Source organism: Acinetobacter lwoffii, assembly GCF_029024105.1.
GTDB lineage: Bacteria > Pseudomonadota > Gammaproteobacteria > Pseudomonadales > Moraxellaceae > Acinetobacter > Acinetobacter lwoffii.
This window is the reverse complement of record NZ_CP118963.1, coordinates 1,502,345-1,526,366: the sequence shown is the minus strand read 5'-3', so window position 1 is coordinate 1,526,366 and position 24,022 is coordinate 1,502,345. Positions and strand designations below refer to the sequence as shown.

General features: G+C 44.7%; 19 protein-coding genes. 3 read left to right on the top strand and 16 right to left on the bottom strand.

Translation table 11 applies throughout. The features are described from left to right. Window positions 1–4 precede the first annotated feature (4 nt). Window positions 5–1,735 (bottom strand): bifunctional protein-serine/threonine kinase/phosphatase, encoded by a 1,731-nt coding sequence (locus PYW33_RS07390; protein ID WP_004646986.1) that lies wholly within the window; start codon window positions 1,733–1,735, stop codon window positions 5–7. Window positions 1,736–1,801: 66 nt separating this feature from the next. Beyond that, window positions 1,802–2,611: a formate/nitrite transporter family protein gene (locus PYW33_RS07385; RefSeq protein WP_004646987.1), complete on the bottom strand. Its 810-nt coding sequence runs from the start codon at window positions 2,609–2,611 to the stop codon at window positions 1,802–1,804. 286 nt (window positions 2,612–2,897) lie between these two features. On the opposite strand from PYW33_RS07385, the gene cynS reads away from it, so the two are divergent. Continuing rightward, complete coding sequence (gene cynS, locus PYW33_RS07380) at window positions 2,898–3,347, top strand: cyanase (RefSeq protein ID WP_004646988.1); 450 nt, start codon at window positions 2,898–2,900, stop codon at window positions 3,345–3,347. Between the two features lie 294 nt (window positions 3,348–3,641). Here cynS and PYW33_RS07375 read toward each other — a convergent pair whose 3' ends face one another. The 13 genes from PYW33_RS07375 to nirB form a co-directional block, all read right to left on the bottom strand. Then, window positions 3,642–4,991 carry an MFS transporter gene (locus PYW33_RS07375; protein ID WP_004646990.1) on the bottom strand — a complete coding sequence of 450 codons (1,350 nt, stop codon included), beginning with the start codon at window positions 4,989–4,991 and terminating at the stop codon, window positions 3,642–3,644. A gap of 330 nt (window positions 4,992–5,321) precedes the next feature. Beyond that, a complete protein-coding gene (locus PYW33_RS07370; RefSeq protein ID WP_004646991.1) occupies window positions 5,322–5,963 on the bottom strand; it encodes an ATP-binding cassette domain-containing protein in 642 nt (213 codons plus the stop codon). 1 nt (window position 5,964) lies between these two features. Beyond that, on the bottom strand, window positions 5,965–6,648 hold the full coding sequence (gene modB, locus PYW33_RS07365) for a molybdate ABC transporter permease subunit (protein ID WP_004646992.1): 684 nt from the start codon (window positions 6,646–6,648) through the stop codon (window positions 5,965–5,967). Window positions 6,649–6,654: 6 nt separating this feature from the next. Continuing rightward, window positions 6,655–7,419 carry a molybdate ABC transporter substrate-binding protein gene (gene modA / locus PYW33_RS07360; protein WP_004646993.1) on the bottom strand — a complete coding sequence of 255 codons (765 nt, stop codon included), beginning with the start codon at window positions 7,417–7,419 and terminating at the stop codon, window positions 6,655–6,657. Between the two features lie 47 nt (window positions 7,420–7,466). Then, window positions 7,467–8,708, bottom strand: coding sequence for a molybdopterin molybdotransferase MoeA (locus PYW33_RS07355; protein WP_004646995.1), 1,242 nt, complete (start codon window positions 8,706–8,708; stop codon window positions 7,467–7,469). Next, window positions 8,705–9,628: a bifunctional molybdenum cofactor biosynthesis protein MoaC/MoaB gene (moaCB, locus tag PYW33_RS07350; RefSeq protein ID WP_004646996.1), complete on the bottom strand. Its 924-nt coding sequence runs from the start codon at window positions 9,626–9,628 to the stop codon at window positions 8,705–8,707. Before moaCB ends, PYW33_RS07355 begins: the two co-directional genes overlap by 4 nt. 70 nt (window positions 9,629–9,698) lie before the next feature. Further along, window positions 9,699–10,241: a molybdenum cofactor biosynthesis protein MoaE gene (locus tag PYW33_RS07345; RefSeq protein ID WP_004646997.1), complete on the bottom strand. Its 543-nt coding sequence runs from the start codon at window positions 10,239–10,241 to the stop codon at window positions 9,699–9,701. Window position 10,242: 1 nt separating this feature from the next. Then, window positions 10,243–10,509: a MoaD/ThiS family protein gene (locus tag PYW33_RS07340; protein ID WP_004280351.1), complete on the bottom strand. Its 267-nt coding sequence runs from the start codon at window positions 10,507–10,509 to the stop codon at window positions 10,243–10,245. 2 nt (window positions 10,510–10,511) lie between these two features. Beyond that, entirely contained in the window at window positions 10,512–11,537 is a 1,026-nt protein-coding gene (gene moaA, locus PYW33_RS07335; protein ID WP_004646998.1) for a GTP 3',8-cyclase MoaA, read from the bottom strand. Window positions 11,538–11,768: 231 nt separating this feature from the next. After that, window positions 11,769–12,395, bottom strand: coding sequence for a molybdenum cofactor guanylyltransferase (mobA, locus tag PYW33_RS07330; protein WP_004646999.1), 627 nt, complete (start codon window positions 12,393–12,395; stop codon window positions 11,769–11,771). Next, entirely contained in the window at window positions 12,392–15,169 is a 2,778-nt protein-coding gene (locus PYW33_RS07325) for a nitrate reductase (protein ID WP_004647000.1), read from the bottom strand. The genes mobA and PYW33_RS07325 overlap by 4 nt, the downstream gene beginning before the upstream one ends. A 182-nt stretch (window positions 15,170–15,351) precedes the next feature. Then, window positions 15,352–16,962 carry a nitrite reductase small subunit NirD gene (nirD, locus tag PYW33_RS07320; protein ID WP_004647001.1) on the bottom strand — a complete coding sequence of 537 codons (1,611 nt, stop codon included), beginning with the start codon at window positions 16,960–16,962 and terminating at the stop codon, window positions 15,352–15,354. 24 nt (window positions 16,963–16,986) lie between these two features. Next, the gene (nirB, locus tag PYW33_RS07315) at window positions 16,987–19,533 is read right to left on the bottom strand and encodes a nitrite reductase large subunit NirB (RefSeq protein ID WP_016806747.1); all 2,547 of its coding nucleotides are present in this window, start codon (window positions 19,531–19,533) and stop codon (window positions 16,987–16,989) included. A 503-nt stretch (window positions 19,534–20,036) separates the two neighbouring features. Between nirB and PYW33_RS07310 the strand changes: the two genes are divergently transcribed. Both PYW33_RS07310 and PYW33_RS07305 read left to right on the top strand, forming a co-directional pair. Then, window positions 20,037–20,615, top strand: a complete 579-nt coding sequence (locus tag PYW33_RS07310; RefSeq protein WP_004280362.1) for an ANTAR domain-containing response regulator — start codon at window positions 20,037–20,039, stop codon at window positions 20,613–20,615. Between the two features lie 10 nt (window positions 20,616–20,625). Next, the gene (locus tag PYW33_RS07305) at window positions 20,626–21,630 is read left to right on the top strand and encodes a CmpA/NrtA family ABC transporter substrate-binding protein (protein WP_004647005.1); all 1,005 of its coding nucleotides are present in this window, start codon (window positions 20,626–20,628) and stop codon (window positions 21,628–21,630) included. 65 nt (window positions 21,631–21,695) lie between these two features. Here PYW33_RS07305 and mtlD read toward each other — a convergent pair whose 3' ends face one another. Further along, window positions 21,696–23,822: a bifunctional mannitol-1-phosphate dehydrogenase/phosphatase gene (mtlD, locus tag PYW33_RS07300; protein ID WP_004647007.1), complete on the bottom strand. Its 2,127-nt coding sequence runs from the start codon at window positions 23,820–23,822 to the stop codon at window positions 21,696–21,698. Between the last annotated feature and the right edge of the window lie 200 nt (window positions 23,823–24,022).

Sequence of the window (24,022 nt, the reverse complement as noted above, 5' to 3'; positions counted from 1 at the left end):
ATTTTCATTGGCTAAAATATAGTGCAAACACCCAGAGCAATAACAAAAAAAGAATCGCTGTGCAGGATTTCCAGAAAGTGACTGGATGCTTTTCAAGCATAGGGCGTGAAACTGATTTTTTAAATTTGATATCTGGGTGTTTCAGATCATATATAAAGGCTGAAAGTGCTTCATAGCGCTGCTCCGGGCGAATGGAAAGCGCTTTTTTAAAGATTGCGTCCAAGCCATGTGGCAGATCCGGTCGATACTCATAGAGAGGATGATATCGAACCTGCTTTAAGGCCTTTTCGGTCTTGCAGCGCGCGAGGTCCGTCCCATAAGGCAACTGTCGGGTTAATAAATAATAACTCATCACCGCCAGCGAGAACTGATCTGATTTTACTGAGGGTGAGCGTCCAATAAAATACTCAGGTGCCATAAAGGCCAAGGTTCCCAAAGGAACATCTGCGTGTTTGGGATTCAGTTCAACCAGACCTCTGACCGCAGTCGATCCATAATCAATCAGTTTCACTTTCAAGGTATCGGCTGGTTCGAGCAGCATGACATTTTCTGGTCGTACATCCTGGTGCAGCATTTCAAGACGGTGCATGGCATTCAGTGCCTTGGCCACCTGTTCAATGGTGGGAAGCAACTGCTGTAAAGTTAAAGCAGTTTTTTGACGATGCAGCCAGCGACTTAGGCTTTCCCCTTGCAAGTATTCATAACTTTGAAATAAAAATTTCTTGCTGCCCTTATGTGGATAGCATTGCAGCAGATTTTCATGTTTTAAGCGTTTCGATACCCAGTCTTCCAGCTGAAATTGTTCTACGGCTTTGAGATCATCCTGCACATCGACAGACAAGGTTTTAATGACCAACTGATTTTGTGTCGCTTCATCATGCGCCAAATAGAGGCTGCTGCGATGATTTTGGTGCAGGATTTTATCAATCCGATAACCTTCAAACAGATCACCATGACTTAGCTGTTGTGGAAATAAAACATGACTTTTAATCTGGAAGTATTTTTCCTCTGGTAGTTGATCCACTTTAATGATTTGAATGGTGAGATTGTCATCACTGCCCCGTTTAAAGGCTAGCTCGACTATAGACTTGGCAATGATATCCAGATGTTGTTGCTGTTGCAGCATCTCCGATATGAGCTGCATATCAATAAACTCATAGACTCCATCTGTCATCAAGATAAAGAAATCATCTTCACATAATTCAAGCTGCTGATAATCGACGTCGATACGATGGTCGGCACCCAGTGCACGACTTAAATAATGTTCTGTTGATGACAGGCAAATACGGTGATCAGCCGTCAACTGTTCAATGACTTGTGCCTGAATGCGATAAATCCGGCTGTCGCCAGCATGAAAGATATGTGCCCTATTTTGTTTCAAAATCAGTGCACTAAAGGTGCAGACATAACCCTGGTCTTTATCAAAACGCCCGCGGCTTTGCTGGGTTTGTGCATAGAGCCAGGAGTTGGTCGCACGAATGACCCGTGCCGCTGAAGTTTGGGTACTCCATGCATCTGAAGTCGAATAATAATCCGATAGAAAACTGCTGACAGCAGTTTCTGCTGCAATATGACTGACATTGCTGCTGCTGATTCCGTCTGCAATTGCACAGGCAATGCCCTTACTGCTAAGCGCATGGCCTTCCGGAATATAGACCCCATGAAAGTCCTGATTCTGTGCTTTGATTCCAGCGGAAGAATATTGCCCAATGCTGATCTTTAATTTTTTATTCATTTTAAATACTCAAAAAGGGATCGAATTGATCCCTTTAATCTCAAGGCATAAATCATCATGCTCAGATTAGAATTCTTTTTTATCGCCAGTACGTACATGCGTGGTATAGAGCGCCAGACCTGTCAGTGCCAGACCACCCACCAGATTCCCCAGTGCCACCGGTAATTCATTCCACAAGAAATAGTCTGTAATCGAGAAATCACCGCCCATCATCATGGCAAATGGGAACAGGAACATATTCACCACTGAATGTTCAAAGCCCATGGCGAAAAACAGCATGATTGGCATCCACATCGCGATGAATTTGCCACTGACCGTGGTCGACATCATGGCACCAATTACCCCGAGTGATACCATCCAGTTACACAGCATGCCGCGGATAAAAATTGTCATCCAGCCAGCAAAGCCATATTCGGCATAGCCCAAAGTCCGGTCTTCCCCAATATGGGCGATTTTCACCCCGACCGCATTCGGTTCAGCGGCGAAACCCATGGTATAGACTGCGGCCATCAACACTGCCACGGTTAAACATCCGGCAAAGTTACCTAAAAAAACCAGTCCCCAGTTTTTTAAAATACGTGACCACGTTACCCCAGGACGTTTGTCTAACCAGGCTAATGGAGTCAATACAAATACCCCGGTCAGCAGGTCATAGCCTAATAGATATAACATGCAGAAACCGACTGGAAATAGCAGCGCACCGATCAGTGGCACCCCTGTTTGTACCGCAATCGTCACGGCAAATACTGCTGCCAGTGCCAGAATTGCACCTGCCATAAACGCACGAATTAAAACATCACGCGTTGCCATATGAAGTTTTGCCTCACCGGCATCGACCACTTTTTTTGCAAACTCTGCAGGAGCAAGATAAGCCATATTTTTATCCCCTTTATATAAATTACTTGCCTGTTTGCAAATAAAAAACGCCTAAGGTCTATTTCAACCCTAGGCGTCTTTGCCTTGCATTATTCAAACAGATCAATTGTGTTATGGCGCCGTTGCCATATTTAATATAGATTAAAGCAAATAGCATGCCATATATTTTAAATGTCTAATGAAAATCATATAAATTATTTTAAAATTTAATCCTAATAATTATATTGGCACAATCTCTGCATTATCTATAACGGTCATTTTTTAAATATAGCTATTGGAGAAGATTATGATTAGCCATCGTCAACAAGTGACAGACATGATTATTTCAGCGAAAGTTTTAAAGTCTATTACATGGGCAGATGTCGCTGAAACAATAGGCCTTTCTAAAGAATGGGTGACAGCCGCATGTTTGGGTCAGATGGCTTTTAATAAGGAACAGGCGGAAAAAATTGGTGAAATATTTGGATTGACTGATGAAGCCATTGCCTGGCTGCAAATCGTACCCTATAAAGGTTCTCTGCCAACCAGTGTGCCGACAGATCCGCTGATTTATCGCTGGTATGAGGTTGTCAGCGTTTATGGTATGACCATTAAAGAACTGATCCATGAAGAATTTGGTGATGGAATTATGAGTGCAATTGATTTCAATATGGATATTCAACGTGAGAATAATCCAAACGGAGATCGGGTGAATGTCGTATTATCCGGAAAGTTTTTACCTTATAAAACTTATTAATCCCCCACTATAAGCATAAAAGCCATTATTAAAATGGCTTTTATTTTATCTGCACTTATTAAATTTATTTAGAATGATTATTAAAAGACATATAATTTTTTTCATCTCAAATTAAACATATAAACTATAAATGCTTTTTATTTTTATTAGATGAATTCAACCGTCCTGTTCTTTTTAAATAATACTTTTCTATTCTGAATATTGGGTTCATTATTTTATTATTGAGTTAGCAAAAACAACAAAAAGGATAGCAATATCCTTTTTGTTGATTCATTTTAAATCAGGAATGTAGTGTTATTGCTGTGCTTCTGCCAGATGACGTTCAGTCACGGCCTGTTCATATAAACGCTGTTCTTTTTCTTTATGCTCGACAGAGAAGCGGATCATCAACACACAACTTGCAGCAATCACCACCAAGCCACCCAGTACCATCAGGGTGGTTTGAATATCCAGCATGCCTTTTAACAGGAAACCTGCAGCTACCGCGCCGACATTGCCACCTGCTCCAATAATACCGGCCACACCACCCAAGGCATCACGGTCGATAAAAGGCACCAGTGCATAGGTTGCACCACATGCCATATGAGTAAACAAGGCAAATATAGTCATCGCCATAATAGCCAAGGTCGCGCTATTCATTTGCGAAAACAGAATAAGAAACAGACCTTCCAGCATGATCAAGGCAAACAGAACTTTGGTTCGACCATCCAGACCTTTTTGAATCGCGACTTTATCCGAAACAATGCCACCCAAGGCACGGGCAAACAATGCCAGTAAACCAAAAATTCCGGCAGCCATGCCTGCCTCTTTTAAGCCAAACTGGAAGTTGTCGACAAAGTACAAAGCAATAATGTTATGGATAAAAATTTCAATACCAAAACAGGCTGCATAAGCGCCAAACAGAATCCACACACGGTAGTTACGTGCGGCATGCATTAAGATGGCAAGGCCGCCTTTTTTATCGCTACCGACAGAAATACCTTGAGCACGGAGTTCTTTAAAATTACCTTGTGGACAGTCTTGTGTGAATTTCCAGTACAGTATCCCGACAATGATCATCAGAATACCTGGAACCAGAAGCGCAATTCTCCAACCCATTGCCTGTTCTACACCGAACATCACCAAAGCAGCCAGCATTAACGGCATCAGGGCTTGAGTCGCACCGCCACCGGCATTCCCCCAACCTGCTGTAGTTGCATTTGCCGTTCCCACCACATTTGGCGCAAACATGATACTGGTATGATATTGAGTAATCACGAAGCTGGCACCGATGGCGCCAATCAATAAACGGAAAAACAAGAAAGATTCATAACTGTTGGCCGACGCCACACCAAACACCGGAATACTGCCAATAATCAGTAAGGCGGTATAGGTTTTACGCGGACCGTATTTATCACACAACGGCCCCACGATCAGACGCACCAGAATTGTAATAGCGACTGCGGCAATATTGATATTGGCGATCTGCTCTTTGGTCAGGCTGAATTCACCGGCAATGACAGGCATTAAGGGTGCACAGGCAAACCACGCAAAGAAACAGACAAAAAAAGCGAGCCAACTCATATGGAAGGCCCGCATCGCTGAACTACTGAAGTTAAATAGACTTATTTTTGTTGCTTTATTGAGACTTGTATTTGAAGACATAGCCATTTCCTTACCAGAACTGAACGTATTTAAGTCACTGTGATGCACAAGGCATATCAGTAACGATCAGAACGGACGTCATTGGCCGTCATACAAATGTTGAGTCTTCTTTGACTTTAATCAGATATATGCATAGGTCATGCCAGATTATTTTTAACATAAAATAAACTATTCTTTTATATAAAATAATTTTTATTTCACTTTCAAATTTAGACTTTTCTTTCTTAAAAATAGAGAGAAAAATAGATATCTTCTGAGAAATTATGAGCAAAACAGCGATAGGATGACCTGCCCGGAGTCATTGCTGGTTTAAATCGGTGCAGGGCTGGATCAAATAATTTTTCCCTTTTCAAAATGCAGCAGTTGTGCCTGTAAATACGCCACTTCATCTACATGATGAGTCACATAAATCATGGGTAAATCTGTTTGATGAATCACAATTTTCAGAAAAGGTAAAATCTGGTTTTTCAGCTTTTGATCCAGTCCATTTAAAGGCTCATCCAAAAGTAATAGGTCGGGAGAAGATAAAAGTGCACGACCGATAGAAACGCGCTGTGCCTGTCCACCAGAAAGCTGATGCGCCCGATGCCGAAGCAGAGCCTTTAATTCGAGTAGCTCCACAATGTCTTCAAACATAAATTTCTGCTGACCTTTATTTTTTATATTTAGCTGTTCTGCATATTTTAAATTCTGCATGACATTCAGATGCGGAAACAGCAAGGCTTGCTGAAAAATCAGGGCAATTTTTCTTTGATGAACAGGAATATTCAGTTTCTGCTGATGATCAAATAATATTTTTTGCTGGAAATGAATAAAGCCTTGTGAAGGTCTTAATAGCCCTGCAATATTTTTTAAAAAGGTGCTTTTTCCACTTCCTGATGCTCCGACGATACCAATCAACTGCGTCTGCATATCCAGACTGGCCTGTAGCTGGAAATTTGCGTAATTAAACTGAAAATCACACTTCAGCATCTTAGCCCTCCAATTTACGTTGATACTTCTGCATAATCCAGTAATTTGCAATCAAGGCTGAAAAAGCCAGAATCAGAGATAAAATGACCAAACGCATAGCCATACTTTCTCCATCAGGCTGTTGTAACAGGCTATAAATGGCGATGGGAATCGTGCGGGTTTCTTCTGGAATATTGCCAACAAAGGTAATGGTGGCACCAAATTCTCCCAGACTGCGGCTGAAACATAAAATGCTACCGATTAAAATTCCAGGCAAAGCCAGAGGCAGGCTAATGCTACAGAATACCCGCCATGGTGCAGCGCCTAGAGATCCTGCCACCTGTTCTAATTGCCGGTTGATCATTTGAAAAGACAAACGAATCGGTTGTACCATTAAAGGAAATGCCACAATGATTGCTGCCAGTACCGCACCTTTCCAGTTAAATATCAGCTGAATTCCCCATGCATGCAGATATTGCCCTAACATCCCCTGATGACCAAACAGCAGGAGCAGAAGATACCCCAGTACCACCGGCGGTAGCACCATGGGCATCTGCAATATCGCCTCTACAAGAAATTTGGCCCTGAATTCATAACGCGCCAGTAACCATGCTACGGCGATAGCAAATGGCAGACACACCGCTGTGGCAAAGCCCGCTACTTTGGCTGAAAGCGCTAAGGCACTCAGTTCTTCTGGTGTAAGCATGAGCAGTTAGCCTACCTTAAGCTTAAAACCATATTTCTGGAAAATCTGCCTGGCCCTTGGACTCGTCTGGATAAATTCAGAAAATTGGACTGCTGCCTGATTTTTCTGGCCCTGCCGGGTTAAAGCGATTGGATACACAATCGGACGATGTGTACTGGCTGGAAACACCCCCGAAATTTTAACTTTTTTACTCATCAAGGCATCAGTTCTATACACAATACCGACCTGACATTCGCCACGTTCTACAAATGCGAGAGTTGAACGGACGCTATCCGTACCGACAATTCTGCCTCGAAGCTGATTCAACCAGCCCAGCCCGGTTAAGCTTTGTTTGGCATATTTTCCAGCAGGCACCGATTCCATTTGTCCGGTACATAAATAACCCTGAAAGGCTTTAGCAAAATTAAAGTCAGCTGACATTTTAAAATGATTTTTTTGCTGAATAGAACTAATCAATACGAGTTCATTCAAAAGCATAGGTCGAATCTGACCGATCTGAATTTTTTGTTTCTTGATCAGATCATTCATCCAGTCTAGGTCTGCAGAGAAAAATAGATCACTGCTCGCTCCCGCCGCAATTTGTTTCGCCAATACCGAAGACGCAGCAAAAACCGGAACGATCTGGATGTCCCGATGCTGTTGCTCATATAGTCTGGAAATATCAGTAATCGCATTGGTCAGGCTGGCTGCGGCATATATTTTAACTGTTTCGGCATACAGCATGGGGCTAGTCAACAGCACGCCAGTGAGTAGAACTTTGAATAAATCCATCTTTCTCATTCTATGTGATTCGAATATTGAGAATTGCGACAGGCATTTCAAATCAGTAAACCTTGTACCACATGCCCGGCTTGGATTTCTGTTGCTGCCGGAATACGTACCAGACAATTGGCCTGCATCAGATTACTCAACATATGCGACTGCTGTTTCGCCAGGCTTTTGAGCTTTAAAGTACCCTGATCAAATTCTGCAGCCATTCTTAAAAAACGTTCACGTGCATCCGCTTTCAAATCATGTGTCATTACCGCACTAAGCCATGCAGGTGACTGCTTTTGCCCTTGTAAGGCATTCAGTAAAGTTGCCGTATAGATTTGCATCCCGACATACACAGCAGCCGGATTTCCCGGCAAACCCAAGAGATAACAGTAACCTTGATCATCTCGACGATACTTGGCAAATAACATCGGTTTTCCGGGCTTCTGCTTCACTTTCCAGAAAATCTGCTCAAAACCCTGCTCCAGGGCAACAGGACGAATGAAATCATAATCACCCACCGAAACCCCGCCTGTGGTCAATATGAAGTCGTATTGGTTTTTAAGACGATGTATTAACGTTTGCAGCTCATACTCATTATCTGAAACATGCAGAATATCTACGTTTTGACCCTGTGATTGAAACCAGGCCTGAATCAGTGGAGCATTGGCGTCAAAGATTTTTCCGGAATTCAGGTCTTCAATGCTGGAAGCGACTTCATCTCCAGTAATCACAACAGCAATTTTAGGATAACGATAGACTGAAACCTGCTTTACGCCTGCCATGCTCAAAGCTGCAATTGCACCTACATGCAGTTTTTGACCTGCATCTGCCAGACGCTGCCCTTGTGCGATTTCCTCGCCTGCATCACGTATATCCGTATGAGGCTTTAGGTCTGTTGTAATAATGATTTGATTGGCATGGCATTTGACAATTTCCTGACGGGCGACCGTTGTAGTTCCTGCTGGAATCCTGGCACCGGTAAAAATCCGGACCGCCTGACCTGGCCGCAGTTCAATTTCAGTACTTTGCCCTGCCCGAATCTCTCCAATGAGTTCAAAAGTGCTGTGAGCACTAACATTTTCTGTACTACAAAGCGCATAGCCATCTACAGCACTTTGTGAAAACAGCGGCAATGGTATGGCCGAATCAATCGCCTCTGCCAGATAGCGATTCAGAGCCCGAGCAAGCGGCAGGCTTTCAGTTGCCAAGACATTCGTCTGCTCAAGTATCATCTGTAGTGCCTGATCAACAGAAATCAGTCCCGGTTCAGCACCGCAGGCTGAATGTGATAGTGCCTGATTCATTGATAGCCCCCCGCATGTGGGATATTTTTTTGCACATCAAACAAGTGCACCAAAGCCGGAAGTACCGCGATCAGAGATTCTTTCGCACCCTGACGACTTCCCGGCAGGGTCATCACCAGACTGTTCTCAATATAGCCAGCCACGCCACGACTTAATGCAGCATAAGGGGTACGTTTTTGCCCAAAACTACGTGAAGCTTCCATTAAACCGGGAATTTCCCGTTGCAGCAAAGGTTGTAGGGTTTCGACGGTCAGGTCTTTAGGACCTAAGCCAGTACCGCCCACAGTTAGAATCAGCGGATACTGATTTTTCTGCTGTTCAATCAGGGTCAAGAGCTGTTCTGGGCTATCGGGAATAACCTGATAACTAATAGAATCAAAATTGGCTTCTTTTAAAATTTCCATTACGTTTTGTCCGGCAGTGTCCGGCTTTTTGCCTGCTGCAACCGTATCGGACAGCACAATAACCGAAGCGGACAGACTCTCTTTAAGTACGCGGGTAAAATGTGATTTTCCGCCTTTTTTCTGCTGCAACCTGCATTGATCCAGCGACAAATCTTCCGGTTCACAATGCGGCTTCAGCATGTCATACAAGGTCAGACCTGCCAGACTGACCGCTGTCAAAGCTTCCATTTCCACACCAGTTGGTCCAATGGTTTCAACAGTAGCAATAATTTCGACATGTGCATCACACAGTTCATATTCCACATCGGCACGATAAATCGGTAATGGATGGCACAATGGAATCAGCTCATCGGTCCGTTTGGCACCTAGAATGCCGGCAATGCGTGCTGTTTTCAGGGCATCACCTTTTTCAGTATTGCCATTACGTAGCAGCTCAATGCAATGTGGCGGTGCATGCAGGATTCCAGTGGCAATTGCTGTACGGTAACTTTCTGCTTTCATCCCTACATTTTTCATGATTCATCCCAGGCTAATTTTTAAAATCTGTTTTAAAGTGATTCATCTTATGCATCCTCATTGGACGCATTTAATTAGATGGTGATTGGCAAGCGTGTTCTGCTACATGGTGATGGTGACAATGCGCTTCTTCTGCATGATGAGAGTGATTAGTTTCAGGTCCATGATCTTTTCGAATACAACAGCCTTCCACATACTGGCTGCTACCATCCAGATAAAACTCTTCTTTCCAGACCGGAACCTCATGCTTCACCCGTTCCACAGCTTCCTCACAGGCAGCGAAGGCCTCACGACGATGGGCCGCATAAGCCATAGCAATAATGGCTGTTTCCCCAACCTCCAGCTCACCAATACGGTGCACTACCCGCACATAAGACACCTGGTATTTGATCTGGATCTGCTGTTCAATTTCACGAATCATTTTTTCAGCCACAGGCGCATAGGCGGTATATTTCAGGGCACGCACAGCTTTCCCCTGATGATGGTTACGTACTGTTCCGACAAAGATGCCGATTCCACCACATTCCGGAAAATGCTGGATACCATCAAAATCCTCCAGACTAAAAGCAGTCTGCTGGATTCGGGCAAATTGTTTTAGTGACTTGAGTTGCATCTCAGCCTCCTGCTACCGGCGATAACAGCACCAGCGTACTGTCACGATTTAAAACATTCTGTCTGGAAATAATGTCTTCACCGATTGCACAGGCACAACGTTCCAGCATGGGCTGTATATCGGGATAGAGGGATAGCAACTGGTTCAGGACTTCAGAAACATGAATTTCAGACTCGCATTGCAAATTTAAATCTGCGGGAATTTGTCGTTCAATCGCACCGAAGGCTTCTATTTTGATATGAATTAATTTTTGCTGAGTGAGTGACATATTTACCCTCCAATGCTGTGCATGCTGATTTTTCGGATCGGCTTTTGTATTGGTGATTGCTGGATCGCATGGAAGCCGGCCTCTTTATGCCAGATATAAGCGTGGAGCTTGTGCTGAAATGTCTGTGTGGCGAAATGATCCAGCGCCAGTTGTTCGATATCTGCCTTAAGGTTCAGGCCTTGTCTGGCAAATAAACAGTTATAAAATTCACCTTGGGCATTGAGGCGCAGACGGTCACAATCACTGCAAAATGAATGGGTAATGGTGGAAATAATCCCCAAAGGCTGCCCATTGACCAAATAGCCACGGGCTGGATTGGCGCCTTGTCCTTGAGATACCTGGACATCAAATTCAGTTTTCAGTTGATCCAGGATATCCTGCTCACTGATGACATCAGACGGATTCCATTTCTGATCGCCATCGAGGGGCATAAACTCAATAAAACGCAGTTCTATAGCCTGATGCTGTGCCCATTTCACCAAAGGAATAATCTGATTGTCATTGATGCCTTTGATGAGCACACTATTGATCTTGACGGACAACCCTGCCTGCTGCGCGGCAGCAATGCCCTGAAGTACAGGCTGTAATTGTTTTTGGGTCAGTTGCTGAAACTGCTTTGGATCAAGACTGTCCAGACTGATATTCATATCGTCCAGTCCCGCCTGTTTAAGCACTTGGGCATAATCTTTTAAATAATGGCCATTACTGGTCATGGAAATACGTTTCAGGCCAAAGGCTTTCAATGTCTGTAAGCGGGCAATAAAATGAACGATGCCTTGGCGCATCAACGGTTCGCCACCCGTCACCCGGATCTGCTCAATCCCGTGTCGCACCATAAACTCGCAAAAAGCATACAGGGCTTCAAAACTGAGCAAATCTTTTTTATTCATCCATTCCGGATGTTCAGGCATGCAATAGCTGCATTTGAAATTACAGCGGTCAGTCACCGAGATCCGCAACTTACGTTTCTGGCGTCCAAACTGATCCTGAAAGATACTGCGAGGTGCTAAAGCTGTCATGCTATTCATTGCTGCGGTCCATGATGAGATCTGCACGGTTATTTAACAGTCTTGATTTACTGCGCTATTTCTTCACAATGAATGAGCAATAAGTGTTCCAACTTTGCACAAATTTATTTTTAATGAATGTTAATGGATAATATTTGTTCTTTTTTAGTCCGAAAGTTTGCTCGAAAAATAAAAAAAAGCAATATTTTGGTGAGCCAGAATATGATAATTCGGCTTTTAGCATTTTAAACGCTAGAGAAAGTTAAGCTGTTGATGCTGCTGTAGCTCATCAAATGAATTAATGCTGTGGAAAAACAGGGCACGATTTTTAAAACTTGCCCGCTGCATGTGCATGTCAGCAAAACAGATTTTTAAACTGTGCTGATCATTTTCAAGATGTTGTATAAGAATGGGTAAGCTGCTGCGTTTCATCAGACAGAATGGAAACAATGCTTTTTCATTTATTTCAACCACCGCCACTTCAGATAAAGGATGTCGTTGCAGGGCTTGATGTAAACGTGAAATGACCTTTTTGGGAATATAGGTCACGTCACAAGGCACAAACAACACATAATCAGATTGCACATGTGACCATGCGCTCTTCATGCCCATCAATGGTCCCTGAAAGCCGGATTCATCGTCCTGATAAAAGTCGATCGAAGGAATCATCCGTTTATAAATGGAATGATCCCGATGGCTATTGACCCAGACTTTGCTTGCCCGGGACTTCAACTGCTGATGGATTTTAATGAGCTGGATTTCATCATCAAATTTGTGCAGCAATTTATTGATGCCATTCATGCGCCGCGCTAAACCGCCGGCCAGGATCACCACGTCAGTTTCCGGATAAGATACCGTTTTAACTGCTTTTCTTTTCATTCTATGCACTCCGTCTGGCAGACTTTAATCAGGCCTCTAATTTCTGGCAAGCATGAACCACAATTTCCTCCGGCTTTTAGACATGCAGTCACCTGTTTTTCATGCGTGATATTTTTATCTTTAATGGTTTGAATAATTCGGTTCTTACCAACTTTAAAACAACTACAGACCAATGCCCCTTCACTATTTCCCATCGACATGGCCTGACCTGCCAGCAATGCTTTACGATGCAATGCACTCAGACGTTCACGTCTAAACAGGCCAGCCACCCAGTCACGATCTGGCAATAGCGCCGCCGGTGCGATATAAAAACTGGCAATTAACTGGCCATCCTGAAGCACCACACTATGACTGATATGTGCAGTTTGATCTTCGAGATTCAGCCATTCAAAGCTTTCATCATTAAAGTCTAACAGGCTCTTGATCTGCCCGGTGATGTCAGAAAAACGGCGCCGGTCTGCTAGCTCATAACGGATGGCCTGCGTGGTTTGAATTTTGCTCCACCACACTGTATTTTCAATCATGGTCTGGATCTGCTGCTCAAAGCCTTCCCGTACATACAGCACGCCCTGCCACTGGGTATAAAATGGCTGGATCATCACCGGAGTATGTTTAAATTCTGGCTCACCAGAAATCGGGTCAACTACAGGATTCACCACTTTGCCAATCCGCGCATCTGAGGCAAACTGGTCGTTCCAGTGAATCGGTGCAAAAATCTGGCCACGTCGCATATTTTGTGAAAATTGCACACGGAGCACACAACTTCCCCAAGCGGATTTCACCTCGACCAGCTCGGCATCTTTCAGGCCATATTTCAGCGCATCGTGCGGATGCAGCTCACAATAAGGCTCGGCACGATGCTGGGATAAACTGGCAGATAATCCGGTACGGCTCATGGTGTGCCATTGATCGCGAATCCGTCCGGTATTCAGGATCAGAGGATATTCAGCAGAAATAGCATGTACCGGATCGGCTGCAACTGTCGGCACCAATCTGGCTTTGCCATCTGCATGGCTAAACTGGCCTTGGCTAAATAGTTGACCAACCTGATGAACTTCTTGCTTATCCCAGACCGGCCACTGGATCGGTGTTAGATTCTGATATTCAGCAAAACTGAGATGAGTTAAACCTTGCAGATTGAAATAGCGGAAATTAGGGGTATCTTCACGTTGCGAAAGCGAACTATTCTGATAAGCAGATAAACGGGCATGTTCCAGAAAAATGTCATGGCTATTATTAAAGTCAAAACCGCTAAAATCCAAGACCTTGGCCACTCGGGAAATGGCCCACCAGTCTGCTTTGGCTTCACCCGGAGCCGGCAAAAAAGCCTTTTGCCGGGAAATACGTCGCTCCGAATTGGTGACTGTGCCATCTTTTTCGCCCCAACCCAGTGCCGGCAACAGTACATCGGCATATTGCGTAGTATCGGTGTCGAGACAAATATCGGAAACCACCACAAATTCACACTGTTCCAAGGCGCGTTTAACCTGATCTGCATCGGGCAAACTCACGATCGGATTGGTGGCCATAATCCAGATGGCCTTGATTTTCCCGCTTTCCACCGCTTGAAATAAATCTACTGCTTTTAATCCGGGCTGCCGCGCGATGACCGGGCTTTGCCAGAAATCTTGCACCAGTTGCTGATGCTGCAGATTGTCTAAATCCAGATGACTGGCCAGCATATTGGCCAGCCCACCGACTTCCCGTCCGCCCATCGCATTCGGTTGTCCAGTCATGGAAAAAGGTGCCGAACCGGGTTTGCCTATTTTCCCTGTCAATAAATGACAGTTGATAATGCTATTGGCTTTGTCTACGCCTTGAGAGGATTGGTTTACACCCATGGAAAACAGGCTCATAATTTTTTCGGTCTGGGCAAATTTCTGAAAAAATAAGGTTAATTTTTCAATAGCAATACCAGTACGCTTTGCCACGCTTTCAATCGATAACTCTGTCGAGCTGCTGGCAAGCGCTTGCTCCAGACCTTGAGTATGTTGGGTAACAAAATCCAGATCAGCATGGCCATTTTGCTGAAGATATTGCAACAAGCCATTAAACAGCGCGACATCCTGACCTGGTAAAATGGGTAAGTGTAAATCTGCCGCTTCACAGGTTGCAGTAAAGCGTGGATCAATCACTACCACAAATAAATCCCGCTCTTCTTTGGCTTTCATAATGCGCTGATAAAGCACCGGATGGCACCAGGCGGTATTGGATCCGACCAGAACCACCATTTCTGTCTGCTCAAAATCTGTATAGCTGGCCGGTACCAGATCTTCGCCAAAAGCCCGTTTATGCGCTGCCACAGCAGATGACATGCACAGTCTTGAATTGGTATCAATATTGGCAGTACCGAGATAGCCCTTTACAAACTTGTTCACCACATAATAGTCTTCAGTCAAAAGCTGGCCGGAGACGTAAAAGGCGATGCTGTCACGTCCATACTGATCAATATATTGCTGAAATTTATTGGCAATACTTGAAATAGCATGATCCCAAGTGCTTATTTGCCGCTGCTCTTTTCGCCCTGTCATCGGATGCAGAAGCCGGGTTTTTAAGCCAAGTGTATCGGCAAGATGACTGCCTTTAATACACAACTTGCCCAAGTTCGCAGGATGCTGAACATCGCCTTCAACCTGAACCTTTTCACCCATAGGGGTTTGGCTTACATGCGCGATGACACCACAGCCTACTCCACAATAAGGACAGGTCGTCTGAGTGGTTTTTATTTGGGATTCAGTAGAGCTATGTAGTTCCATAACCGGAATACTATTCATTGCTGCTGTGCTCCTTAATCATCCAAATTCACGTGTTTCACCAAATCTCTGATATCTAGTTTTTACAGGTTTGATTTAAATATTTTCTATATCTCAAAAGTTTTAATCCTCCCCAACCCTCCTTTAGCAAAGGAGGGAGGTTCCCCTCTTTTTCAAAGAGGGTTTGGAGGAGGTTTATCCGATTACCCTGCCTTTTTTAATGCAAAATCCCGACCAAAAAGCAGTTTGCTGCGGATATTACTAATTGGTGTCTGGTCTGCAATCAGTTCTGCATACCAAGCCCCATCTTCGGTATCGCCAAATAGCACAGCACCAATGACCTTGTCCTGTTGAATGATGATCCGTTTATAAATCTGACGCTTCTCATCATTCAGCACGATATCTTCAAAATCATCCTGAGGTTCAAAATTTCCGGCCGAAAAGACATCACATCCGCTAACCTTGAGTTGGGTCGGAACAGTCGGTGCCTTAAAGGTCAGTCGGCCATGTTCAGCCAGATGCGTCGCACAGATAAAGGCCTGTCCCCATAATGGCTCAACCAGTCCAAAGGTTTGGCCACGATGCTCAATACATTCACCTACCGCATAAATACTCGGGTCATAGGTCTGCATAGTGTCATTCACCAGTACTCCGCGATTGCAGCGTAAGCCAGCCTGTTCAGCCAGGGTTTTATTGGGTCGAATCCCGACAGCAAAGACCACCAAATCGGCATCCAGCATTGTCCCGTCTTTTAGCCGCAGTTGAGTCACGTGACCATCCATACCGAGCAGCTCTTCGGTGTTGGCTTCGGTGATGATCCGGATACCTTTATCTTCAATTGATTTTTTCAGCATTTGACTGGCTTTCATATCCAGCTGACGATCCATAATACGATCCATCAGGTGCAGCACAGTCACATTCATCCCCTGCTGCTTCAGTCCATAAGCTGCTTCTAGACCCAGCAACCCACCTCCAATCACGACGGCGTTTTGCCTGGTTTTGCAGTAATCCAGCATGCGGTTAACATCCTGAATATCCCGGAAGCTAATCACGCCTTCAAGTTCAGCACCCGGAATAGGTGGCATGAAGGGTTTGGAACCAGTGGCGAGAATCAGACGATCATAAGCAACGACTTCGCCTTTTTGGGTGTGGACCTGTTTACGCGAACGGTCGATAGCGATGGCTGCATCCCCAGCAATGAATCGAATGCCTTTTTCAGCATACCAGTCGGCTGAATGCAGCATAATTTCGGCAAAGCTTTTCTCACCAGACAATACCGGTGACAACATGATCCGGTTGTAATTGCCCCATGGCTCTTCCCCAATCACGGTAATGTCATAACGATCTGGCGCCATATCCAGCAAGTCTTCCAGACAACGCATACCCGCCAGTCCATTCCCGATCAGTACCAGTTTTAAGCGCTCTGTGTTTTGACCATTACTGGAAATATAAGTTTTTTGTGGAGTCGGACTCACCAGAACTTTGCCATTTTCAATTCGGGTTGGAAATACCAGTAATTTCTGCTCTTGTTCTTCCAGACAACGACCGGTCACCAGACTGAAATGCTGCTTGTAAATTGGGGATGCGACTACACGCTCACCTTGCAGATCACCCAGAATGCCACGTGCCATGACATTGGCCAGACTAAACGGATCCTGATTGCTGAGTGCATAAACCCGCTGTTCCTGACCCACGCGAAAAATTGCAATCTGCTGATCTTCAATCAGGGCTGCCACACCGGTATTCGGAGTGATCTCATCCAGATTGCAGACTTCGTACCAGTTCAGTTCGTTCATGTCTTTTAAAATTGTCATTTTCATTCTCCCTGACTGTGGTATTTAGGCTTCAACCACTGGAATACGGTTTAAATCACGTTCAGCTTCTGTCTTTGGACGAATCTGGCCACGTACAGGCGCAAACTGAATATGCGGGTCATTCTGCTCGGCTACTTTGGCATTAATAAAAGTCTTAAAGCGTTTGCGCACTTCAGGATCTTCAATCGCAGTGCGCCATTCATCCTGATAAGTGCCAATCACATGCTGCATACGGCTTTCCAGTTCAGCGGCAATGCCGAGCGAATCATGCACAATGACATCTTTCAGATAGTCCAGCCCACCTTCCATATTGTCACGCCACACACTGGTGCGCTGCAGACGGTCTGCTGTCTGGATATAGAACATAAAGAAGCGGTCGATATATTTGATGAGTGTGGGAGTATCCAGATCCGAGGCGAGCAGTTCAGCATGGCGCGGTTTCATGCCGCCATTTCCGCATACATATAGATTCCAGCCTTTTTCCGTGGCAATGACACCGACATCCTTGCTCTGTGCTTCTGCACATTCACGGGTACAGCCGGATACTGCCATTTTGGTTTTATGGGGTGAACGCAGGCCTTTATAACGATTTTCCAGGAAAATCGCCAAGCCGACAGAATCATCGACTCCAAAACGGCACCAGGTACTACCCACACAAGATTTCACCGTACGTAAGGATTTGCCGTAAGCATGTCCGGACTCGAAACCGGCATTGATCAGTTTTTCCCAGATTTCAGGCAGTTGATGTACCTGCGCACCAAACATGTCAATTCGTTGTCCGCCCGTGATTTTGGTATATAGACCATAATCTTTGGCGATCTGACCGATGGTAATCAGACCATCCGGGGTAATCTCGCCGCCTGCCACACGTGGCACAATCGAATAGGAACCATCTTTCTGGATATTGCCGAGGTAGTAGTCGTTACTATCCTGCAAACCGGCATGACTTGGTTTCAGAACAAAATCATTCCAGCAGGATGCCAGAATATTGGCTACAGTCGGTTTACAGATATCACAGCCCATGCCGTGCCCATGTTGCTGAATCAGGTCAGAGAATGTCTTGATCTCATGCACACGAACCAGGTGATACAGTTCCTGACGTGAATAGGCAAAGTGTTCACACAGGTGATTGTTCACCGTGACACCCTGACGCTGTAATTCAGATTTGAGAACCTGCGTTACCAGTGGCGCACAGCCACCGCACGCTGTTGCAGCCTGCGTGCATTTTTTCAATGCACCCAATGAAGTCGCACCGCCATCAATGGCTGAACAGATATCAGCTTTGGAAACGTTATTACAGGAACAGATGGTCGCACTGTCAGGCAATAAATCGATGCCACTGCCACCTGATTTGGAGGTTGACTGATCAAAGCCCGGCATGATCAGGCTTTCCGGTTGCTCCGGTACAGCCAGACCATTTAGCATCATTTGCAGGAGATCACTATATTCTTTGGCACAGCCCACCAGCACCGCGCCCAGCAGCTTGGTCTTGTCTGCTGACACCACGATTTTTTTATAAACCTGCGCCGCTTCATCAGCATAGAAATAGCTCAAGGCCCCTGGGGACATAGCATGTGCATCACCAATAGAGGCGACATCCACCCCCATCAGTTTGAGTTTGGTGCTCATGTCTGCACCAGCGAATGCATGACTTTCTTGGCCTAGGACATGTTTTGCCGCGATCCGCGCCATGTCATAGCCTGGTGCAACCAGACCATAAATTTTATTGTCCCAAAGTGCACATTCACCAATGGCATAAATGTCCGGATGTGAGGTCTGGCAATAATCATTAATGATGATGCCGCCACGCTCACCAATCAGTAAACCACTTTGGCGCGCCAGTTCATCACGCGGACGAATGCCGGCCGAGAACAGGATGATATCGGTTTCAAGCACCGAACCATCTCCGAACTTCATTACATGCTGAGTGCTGTCACCATCTTCAATACTTGACGTGGCCTTTTGAGTATGTACCTTGACACCAAGGTCTTCAATTTTAGAGCGCAGTACCCGGCCGCCCAGATCATCAATCTGCACCGCCATCAGACGCGGAGCAAATTCTACGACATGAGTTTCCAGATTCAGATCTCGCAGGGCTTTCGCTGCTTCCAGCCCTAGCAAGCCGCCGCCAATCACTACGCCAGTTTTGGCATTCAGACTGGCTGCACGAATGGCATCCAGATCTTCAATGGTACGATAAACAAAGCAATTCTGACGGTCATTGCCCGGGATTGGTGGCACAAAGGCATAAGAACCGGTAGCGAGAATCAACTTGTCAAAACTCAGCACATCACCCTGGCTGGTGGTGACGGTTTTATGGAGCTGATCAATTTCAACCGCTTTAGTATTAAGTCGCAAATCAATGCCATAAGCATCGGCAAAATCACTACGACACAGACTCAGATCCTTGACCGACTTGCCGCTGAAATATTCGGTCAAATGTACCCGGTCATAAGCTAAATGTGGCTCTTCTGCCAAAATGGTCAGCTCAATGTCATCACCGGCCTGTTCCAGTACAGATTCGATGAATTTATGCCCCACCATGCCATGCCCAATCATGAGAATTTTCATATCTGCACTCCAACTATTGTTTTTTTAAAGATGATAAAAAGCCGCATATCACGTCTAGGCATTGATATGTCTGCTGATTGAATATGTTGTAAATACCGCAACCCAGCGCTTTGTAATGCTGGAGGAAGGGTTGAAACGCTTGTGCGTTTTGTATTGCTGAACAACTGACCATGTCATTTATCCTGTGCTGAACGAAATACCAATCACACTCCTTGAAAGTGCAATTACGATCAGAACGGACATCGTTGGCCGTTGTTAGTATTGAAAGTCATCTTTGACGATTTAATAAATGCAGAAATCGTGCCAACTTTTCCAATAAGAAAACGCCTTATTTCAGGCAGATGATGTACCTAAATGCTTCATTTTGATGAGCTATCAGCTGGAATCCCTAAAGCTGTGCACTAAATTGAACAGAAAAATAGAATTTTATGCACCAATTTAATGGCATGTTTTTTGCTTTATTCCTGCTTGAATATTCCTTAGGCCTTACTTGAAAATATTCCATGTCCAAATTACGAATTGCTCTTATTGATGATGATCTGGAGCGCGCCCAATTCATCCAAGAATCCTTACTTTCACATGATTTTCAGGTGGTGGCCTGTTTAATCCTGAATGACCTGAATATGGTACATGTTAAGGGTATTCATGCAGATGTGATCCTGCTGAATATGGATCATCCGCATCGGGATATTATTGAAAGCTGTGTCAGCCAATATGAACTTCCGACCGTGCTGTTTACCCAGAACTCCAACAAAGACACCATCAAAAGTGCGATTGATGCCGGAATCACGGCCTATATTGTCGATGGTATTGATCCCACCAAATTAGAAAGCATTCTGGAAATTTCAATTGAACAGTTTCGCAAGCATAAAAAGCTGCTGAATGATTTAAAAGAAACCCAGGACAAGCTGATTGACCGTAAAGATATCGATAAAGCCAAAGCCCTGCTCATCCAGCTACATGCCTTAACGGAAGAACAAGCTTTTGCTTTATTGCGTAAAAATGCCATGAGTCACCGGATTACCATTGGTGAAATGGCCAGACGCTTACTGGATGCACAGAAGCTGTTACTGGGCCAATAAGGAAAAGCATATGTCCACATTAGAAAAAACTGAACTCAATATTGGCTATATTCCTTTACTTGATTGTGTTGCCATTCTCTGGGCCGAAAAACAGGGTTATTTTGCCGAGCAAGGATTAACCATCAATTTAATCCGTGAAGCCTCCTGGTCAAGTCTGCGTGACCGTCTGGCCTATGGCTTTCTGGATGCTGCACATTGTCTGTCCGCCATGTTGCCCGCTGCTGCCTTGGGCACAGACCAGTTACAGGTGGCTTTGCAAACCCCTCTAGTACTGAGCGTGAATCAGGCTTTTATTAGCCTACGGCAAGATCTGTGTTATGAACTCGGCATCCAGCCAGGGGATGATGAAGAAAGTACCTCAAAAAAACTTGTACAGGCTTTACAACAGAATCATCCCATCAATCTGGCCTATGTGTATAAATATTCGATTCACCATTACTGTTTAAAAGAATGGCTGGCGCTGACTGATCCACAACTGGCCAAGAATATCCAGCTGATGACGTCTCCACCGCCTTCCATGGTAAAAGGAATCGCAGAACAGGTATTTGATGGTTTTTGCGTGGGAGAACCCTGGAATATTCAGGCCAAACTTGAAGGCTATAGCTTTATCGTCGCCGCCAGCCAGAATGTGATTCCAAAAGTTGCCGATAAAGTCTTGGCCATGACCCAGGAATGGGCAGAACAGCATCCATTTACCGTAGAGGCAGTGGTCAAGGCAGTACAAAAAGCGCAGAATGATTTAAAGCAGCGCAATGATTTATCAGACGTGTGGAACATGCTGGTGGATTATCAGATTATTCAGTTTGAATGTTCCGCCCAGCGGCATGTCTATGACTTTTACAAGATCAAGAATATTATCCGGAATTTTGTTGGGGAAATCGCCCAACCGAAAGTCGATGATTTTATCTGGCTCCTGCAGCAGATGCAGAAATGGGAAAATCTTGATCTGTCAGTGGATGATCAGCTACAGATTGCACAATCCTGTATTTATCAACAAGAATCTAGCACTGTTTAATACTTTGTATATTCCCATAAAAAAGACCCGGGGAAATTCCGGGTCTTTTTTATTTAATGTTTTATTTAGCTTAATGCCCGCTGTAAATCCAGTTGCATGAATTTCTGCAAGGACAATTTTCCAGCAATAATCTGATTGATGAATTGTGACATTTCATCATATAGCGCCTCATAGAGCTGTGGCTCCAATGCCATATGTCTCAACTGAATCTGCAAATGCATCAAAAGTTCCTGCTGCCCGCATTCACCCTGCTCGAGAGCATAGACATAACCGAGCACCGCTCCTTTTAATATAACATCATAAGCTAAGCTATATTTAAGCAAGGTGGCCAATGACCCCATAACACGCTCATTATACTCAAGTTTTCTTAGGGGTTCACGACCTACACGCGCGCATGGATCCTGATAAGCATTGGCACAGGATTCACTAAAGCTTTGAGCCAGACGTTCCAGGTCTGAGGCATGTTTTGGAATCTGGTAGCAGAGACCATGCTTCACCTGAGCTAAGGCTTGGTGCATAAATTTTCTGACTGTATGATCAGACATGGCAACACCAATAGTCTGATGTCCACGCAGACTGGCATACCACGCCATCATCGCATGCACGCCATTCCATAAGCGGTTTTTAATCAGCTGGATATTGGCAATATCATCCACCAGAATCATCTGCCGCATTTTCGCCAGTAACGGACTGTTATTTTCTACATAAATCGGCATATCTGTTTCAGCATTAAACAGAATCAGATCCATAGACTGCAGAATATGACTCGGCTGGAAATTACGGCGCAGGTCTTCAATATATAGCCCAGCCTGATGTTCCTGTTCTGCATTCAGTGCCGTAGCATCATCCAGATCAACTACGGACAGATCCTCATCCAGTTGATATTGCTTGAACATGTTGTATTTGATACGCAGCTGACGGTACAGTTTCTGGTCCGACAGCTTGGACACCATACGGTTGACCACGGTGTCACAGAAATAATGTTGATCCATAATTTTCTGGGCTGTCTGTCCATCAGTAATCATTCGCAGACTATTCAGAATCTGCTGCATTACCCGTTGTTTAGCGCCGATTTTATTCAGGATAATTAAAACTGTCAGTGGCTGATCCTGCTGCTCATAAGCCAGATAACGTGCGTATAAGCCCTGTGCAATGACCTCTGCTTCAGAAACCAGCGCTTCCTCAGGTACGCAGACTGCTACAAGACTGGATTCAATATACATGTTCTGCATTTGTTCCAGATCATGCGCATCAATCACGCTCATATTTTCAATACGCTGGTCAAAAGAATTCTGGCCATAGCGAATACAGTAAGTGCCAAAAGCATTGACGCTAGATTGATACAGCGGATTACGTGTCGAAGCAATAATTTTGCGCGGACGAGTGTATCCATCCCAGTGTGATAATACCTGAGCCAGATAACCGCCCCCAATTGCACCAAAACCGTGAATCCCGACAGTCAGCTGATTGAGTGTTTGCGGAAAAGCAGTATTCAGTTCCGGCATGTCCAGAACCGGAACAAACTGGTTCAGTTCCATTAAAAAATCTTCGACCGTTTCATAATAATACTGGGCTTGTGCCAGCATGGACTCGTTCGGTATTTTGATATCCTTGAAAAGTACCGTCATACCACCTGCATCATAGGCAGAACGCAAACCGTTTTCAGAATCTTCAAACATCAGGCACTGGGCCGGGCTTAAATTGATTTTTTCGGCTGCACTGATAAAAATTTCCGGATGAGGTTTCCCCTGTTTAATCTCATCGCCACACACCAGCACATCAAAAAACTTATAGACATTGGCATTGATCAGATATTCTTCTGCGATTGCACGGCGACTTGAAGTCGCCACCGCCATTTTCAGGCCTGCCTTGCGTAAGCGTTCCAATACCTGCAATAAACCCTTTTTAATGGGAACACCGTGATGACGTACATGTTCCAGTTCCAGCACATCGGCACGCTGGCGAATCTCAGCATAGGGCACATCCTGTCCATAACGCTCTTTGGCTAGCTGCTCTGCACTACGGGCACTGAGGCCCAAACACTGCATTAAATAACTTTCAGAAAATTCGACACCAATCAGCTCACGTGAAGCTTGCTGCAAGGTTTGAAAGCGCAAGCGTTCCGTATCGAACATGGTTCCATCCATATCGAAAATTGCGCCATGTACGATTTGATTTTTAAACTCTAACATTGCTCCCCTTTTTATAATTCAATGAGTTAAGAAGTGAGCAATACCTTAAAGAAAAGCTGGGTCGAATTAAACCGATGTAAAGATATGAAATAGTTTGGATCAAAAAATAACCAATAAAGACTAAAATTCCATGTTTTATGTTTCTACATGTAATCAGAATGTTAACTTAAGTAAGTTGCCATCCTTACCTTTCATTTTAA